6 protein-coding genes are annotated in these 5423 nt (G+C 48.5%); 2 read left to right on the top strand and 4 right to left on the bottom strand.

Features of this window, described 5'->3' with window-relative positions; translation table 11 throughout:
• The first annotated feature begins 71 nt into the window (after positions 1-71).
• On the top strand, positions 72-857 hold the full coding sequence (locus B7Y67_RS10160) for an SDR family oxidoreductase (RefSeq protein ID WP_293598544.1): 786 nt from the start codon (positions 72-74) through the stop codon (positions 855-857).
• Between the two features lie 5 nt (positions 858-862).
• The gene (locus B7Y67_RS10155) at positions 863-3340 is read left to right on the top strand and encodes an FtsX-like permease family protein (RefSeq protein WP_293598543.1); all 2478 of its coding nucleotides are present in this window, start codon (positions 863-865) and stop codon (positions 3338-3340) included.
• 15 nt (positions 3341-3355) lie between these two features.
• Here the strand turns inward: B7Y67_RS10155 and B7Y67_RS10150 are convergent, their stop codons facing one another.
• The 4 genes from B7Y67_RS10150 to B7Y67_RS10135 all read right to left on the bottom strand — a co-directional run.
• On the bottom strand, positions 3356-3895 hold the full coding sequence (locus B7Y67_RS10150) for an RDD family protein (protein WP_293598542.1): 540 nt from the start codon (positions 3893-3895) through the stop codon (positions 3356-3358).
• Between the two features lie 3 nt (positions 3896-3898).
• Positions 3899-4543, bottom strand: a complete 645-nt coding sequence (locus B7Y67_RS10145; protein WP_293598541.1) for a DUF3106 domain-containing protein — start codon at positions 4541-4543, stop codon at positions 3899-3901.
• Positions 4544-4568: 25 nt separating this feature from the next.
• Positions 4569-5033: a DUF3619 family protein gene (locus tag B7Y67_RS10140; RefSeq protein WP_293598540.1), complete on the bottom strand. Its 465-nt coding sequence runs from the start codon at positions 5031-5033 to the stop codon at positions 4569-4571.
• Positions 5030-5423 (bottom strand): RNA polymerase sigma factor (locus B7Y67_RS10135; RefSeq protein WP_293598539.1); only part of this gene is annotated, 394 nt, incomplete at its 5' end. The genes B7Y67_RS10135 and B7Y67_RS10140, both read right to left, overlap by 4 nt.

The following is a 5423-nucleotide window of genomic DNA, read 5'->3' as shown; positions in this document are numbered from 1 at the left end:
GGAAATCTACCCCCACCTCTAGGGCAGTAGTTATTTTAGAATTGCAAAAAATATAAAAAAGTGGAGAAGACATGGATTTAGGGCTTAAAGGCAAGGTTGCATTGGTCATGGCGTCAAGCCGAGGCCTGGGTCAGGCGATGGCTGTTTCTTTAGCACGTGAAGGCGTTAAGGTCGCGGTAACCGGTCGCAATCCCGAGGGATTAAAAAAGTCAGTTGAGTTAATTGAAGCGGCCGGCGGAATTGCTCTTGCATTGACTTGGGATTTATCGGACCCCTCCGTTATTAACGGTCTGGTGAGCAAGGTGGAAAAAGAACTCGGACCGATCGATATTCTGGTGAACAATACGGGCGGACCTCCTCCAACCCTGGCTGTTGGTCAGGATCCTGCCTTATGGCAGAAGAGCTTTAATGACATGGTTCTCTCATTAATCAGTATTACGGATCGGGTTCTTCCAGGAATGCGTCAGCGTAAGTGGGGCCGCATCATTACGAGTACCACTTCAGGTGCAATTGCCCCAATCAAGAACCTAGCAATCTCTAACACTTTGCGCGCTGCACTGCTAGCCTGGTCTAAAACCTTGGCGGCAGAAGTAGCTGCTGAAGGGGTCACAGTCAATGTGATCATGCCGGGTCGTGTAGCAACTGATCGCTTACGCCAATTAGATGAAGCACGTGCTCAACGTGAAAACGTCAGCTATGACTCCGTGGTGCAGGCTAGCCTGAAACAGATCCCAATGGGTCGTTACGGTGATCCTCAGGAGTATGGCGATACCGCCGCATTCTTGGCAAGCCAAAGCGCTTCCTTTATCACTGGGTCAGTGATCCGTGTTGATGGCGGTCAGATTCAGGCGATTTAATCGTAGTGCTAGTCAGTTTCTTTCAGGGCATTAAGCGAGACCTGCGATCCAGTGAGCTTCTTGCTTTACTGGTTGCGCTAACGCTTTCTGTCGCAGCCTTATCTAGCGTCAGTTTTTTGGCTGATCGGATGCAGCGGGCTTTTCAGTTTGATGCCCGCCAACTTCTTGCTGCGGATTTACTGTTAGTTTCTGATCAGCCGCTACCTGAGCGCTTTATTCAAGAAGCTAAAGGGCGACAACTCAACTCCGCTCAAACCATTGTCTTTCCAAGTATGGCTACCGTTGGCGCACAAAGTAAGCTTGCCTCGCTCAAGGCGGTTAGCGCTGCTTATCCTTTGCGCGGTACCTTACAAGTTTCTCCATCACAGGCAAGTCTTACTCCACCAGCAGGTTCGGTCTGGGTAGATCCAGCTATGCTCAATGTGCTGCAGGCTAAGCTGGGTGATCAGATGCTTTTGGGAGACAAAACATTTGTGATTAGTGGTGTCCTAGAGCGTGAGCTCGACCGAGGTGCTGGCTTTATGAATTTCGCGCCACGCGTGATGATGTCGCTGGATGATTTACCGGCTACTGGTCTGATCGGTTTGGGTAGTCGAGTCACTTATCGCTTGCTACTGGCGGGGAATGATCAGGCTATCTCTGATTATGAACAGTGGGCTACACAATGGATTGAAGTTGAAGGTCTGCGGGGTTTGCGTATCGAGACATTGGAAAATGCGCAACCCATGATGCGCAAAACGCTAGAGCGGGCGGAGCGCTTCTTATCGTTGGTTGCCTTGCTGACGGCAATGGTAGCCGCGGTAGCTATTGCACTCTCGGCGCGCCGCTACGTTTTAAAGCAGGCAGATGTGTGCGCCGTTATGAAATGCCTAGGTGCAAGCCAAAAAGTGATCATGATTAAGCAAATTAAAGTGCTGGGCAGTCTTTGCTTGGTAGCCGCTATGATGGGTGCCGCTATTGCTTATGGTGTCCAGGAAGTATTGATACGTATCTTAGGTAATTTAGTCTTTACTAGCCTACCTTCGCTATCCCTCTGGCCATTAGTTTGGAGTGTGCTGTTTTCTTCCTGCTTGCTGATTGGTTTTGCTGGGCCACCCTTATTTAGCCTGGTCATGATTTCTCCGGTGAGACTGATTCGAAAAGAGTTAGGCTCAGTCAATATCAAAGTACTTTGGGTTGCACTGTTTGGACTCATTACCTGCCTAGCGCTAATTGCTATAGCGGCCCAGGATTTGAAGCTGGCTTCTTGGGTTGCCCTGAGCTTTGGCTTGGCCCTTACGATTTTTGCCATAGTTTCTTGGCTATCACTTCGCCTACTCAATCTGTTGTTTTCGAGATGGGGTGCCAAGAGCTTTGCACTACGCTTTGCGCTGACCACGCAAGCACGGCGCTCAGGATTTGCCGTAATGCAGATTACTGCCTTAGGCATCGCCTTGATGGCCTTATTACTGATTCTCTTACTTCGTCAGGATTTATTGGCAGCATGGCAGGGGAATATTCCGGTGGATGCACCTAATCGCTTCATGATTAATATTCAGGAAGATCAAAAACCAAAAATCGCTCGGTCTCTACAAGATGCGGGTGTGGCAAAGCCTAGCTTCAGCCCGATGGTGCGCGCACGCCTAGTTGAGGTCAATGGAAAAACTGTTGGGCCGAATGATTATGTTGATGAAAATGCGCGACGCCTAGTTGATCGAGAATTTAACCTCTCCTATACCGAGCAGTTGCCTGAAGGTAATCGCATTACTGCGGGCAAATGGATTGAGGGCTATGCACCCCAGGTTTCATTGGAGGCGGGGATTGCGAAGACTCTGAAGTTAAAGCTTGGTGATCAACTTAGTTTTGAGCTTGCCGGTGAAAAAGTGACTGCGCCAATTACTTCTTTGCGCAAGTTAGATTGGAGTTCAATGAAAGTGAACTTCTTTGCCATCATGCCACCTGCCATGCTTGAGGAAATGCCACAGTCTTGGATTACCTCTTATTACCAAAGTGCTGCAATTGAAGGTCTTGATTACCAGCTTGCGCAGACCTATCCAAATCTCACTATTGTTGATGTGGCCACGTCCTTGCAGCAAATACAAGATGTATTGGATCGACTATCTTCTGTGCTGGGTTTGTTATTCGCCTTCACCATTGCGGCAGCGATTTTGGTTTTAGTTGCTGCAATTGCAGCAACGCAGGATGAGCGTTTCAAGAGCGCAGCCTTGCTTAAAGCGGTGGGCGCATCTCGTTATCTTCTTGGAAAGATTGCTTTAGCTGAACTCTTCATTATTGGTACTCTTGCTGGCACCCTGGCTGGGTTGGCTGCTGGAATAGCAGCATGGGCGCTAGGCCGTTTTGTTTTGGAGATTGAGTTCAATGCGTTTGCCCAATCTTTGGCAATGGGCATCGTTTTTGGAGTGCTCGCCTGTCTATTGGCAGGTTATCGCTTCCAGAGAAAAATTCAAACAACTACAGCAATGGAGTGTCTGCGCGAGAGTTGAAGCGCATTTTCATGTTTACGAGAGTGTGACTAAGTTCTTTGGCAGCTCTACTAAACGTGTTCCACCAAAACGGTCTGGCAGGCTCTGGCGCTTTAGGGGATTGACGCTATCCAAGTAAATGCTGAGTGGCCACAGGAATAAAGCAACTGCGAACAGCATCTCAATAATTTGCCATCTCTGAAGTTCGAAGATCCACTGTAAGAGAACGCACGGAAGAAGCCATAAAGATCCATAGACATAGCGCCAGATCGCTTGCTTGCGGGCCAGGTTATAACCCCCTGGACCAATCATCCTTACACGCCATGTTTGCATGGCAAGCGTCTGTCCAGACTTAGTCCAATACCAAACAAAGTAAATACCCAGAACAACATAGAGGTAGAGAAAGGTGAGCCAGCTTGGTAGGGAAATATTGAAGAGCATGCCTAGTCCCAAATTGGGGACTAGAAAAGTGAAGGCGATCACACCCAGTAAAACCAATTGCTCGTAAAGAGTACAAGATACCCTCCTCCAAAATTGCGGAGCAGGAAGCGTGTTTAATTCAGCGGGGGTGATCACGACTTAGGGGTTGCTCGAGTCGGTCTCAGAATCGCTGGCGCTAGAACTTCCAGTACTTTCTGATGGGGCTGCATTGCTTGCCGGTGGTGGCAGCGTTGGTGCTAGATTGGACTTCTGAATAATCGGATGCTGTTGTAATGTTGGCGCATTCGCTGCGGTCGGCTTTTTCTTATTGAGCTCTGCTTTGGCTAATTTCTTCTTCTGTTCATCGCTGAGTTTTTGATACGCACTCCAGGCCTCGGCTTTTTTCTCGGTTGGAAATTTCAGGCTACTCAAGTAATTTTCACGGGCGATACGGCGATTTTTTTGAGAGAGACTTGACCAGCTGGTCATGCGGGACTGAAGTCGTTGTCGGTCGATTTCGCTCATTCTGGGGTAGAGATTGGCAATCTGCATCCATTTTTTGCGACTCTCAGGAAGCATGTAATCCCAATCATCCTCGAGCGGCGCTAAGATTTTTTGCTGCCCTGGTTTGAGTCCTTCCCACGTGCCATCTGGTTTCTTTTCTAGGGTACCAGCACTTTTGACGTTGCTTCCAGTGGTGGTTTGAGCGAGTGCCTCTGAAGATTGCATTGATCCAGCAATGCCAATCGCCATCATGATAAAGATGCTGAGGGCTACACTGAACGATCGGGGATTTTTTAGCATGAGCTAATTGGACTTACTCTGAAACTTAGGATGGTGACTTAGTTGAATCAAGGCTGTCTTGATCGGATTCAGCCAAAGGACCATTTTTGAGGAAACCCATAAACCCGCTATCAGCATACGCATCAGGTGGGACATCATCAGTCAAAAGGGCGGCATCTAACTCAGCAATATCGTTAATGCGAGAGTCTTGTTGCCATTGGGCGATGCCAATCATTCCAAATACGAGCACAACTAGTGGGGCAACCCAGCCTACGTTATCCCAAAAAGAACGCGAGCCTGAAGACCAGTTTCCAGAGGTGCTGGTTAAAACATGTTCTTGGATGCGTACTTTTTCTGGTTTTTGGACGGAAAGCGCCTTGAGGCGCGCTGCATATAAGCGATCTTTGATGCCAGCAGGCAAGGATTGGGATCCTTGGTGGAGCAGGGCGGCAGCAGACTGGCCAAATTGGTCGGTTTCTGTTGTATTGAGGATGTCTTGATTGCGGTTCACAGCGTAATTCCTTTTAATTTCAATGCTTTAGCTAGAGCCTGGGTGGCTCTTGAGCAGTGGGTTTTGACGCTTCCCTCGCTACAACTCATGGCAAGGGCAGTTTCAGTAATACTCAGCTCATCCCAATAACGCATTAGGAAGGCTTCTCGTTGACGGGCAGGCAATTTTGATATTTCTGACTCAAGTGACTGCAGCAGCTGACTACGTTCCAGCTTAAATGCACCATCTTGGTGAATTTCACTGTCATCCGGGGCTGAAAGCGACTCCAGCGGGTCAAAATCATCGTTTTCGTCTGATTTCTTGCCCATATTGGAGAAGAGGGTGACCCAAGTGTTTCGGACCTTTTGCCTTCTAAACCAGTCATGAATCCGGTTTTGCAAGATTCTGGTG

This window comes from Polynucleobacter sp. 35-46-11 (assembly GCF_002281105.1).
This window is presented reverse-complemented; position numbering and strand designations above follow the sequence as displayed.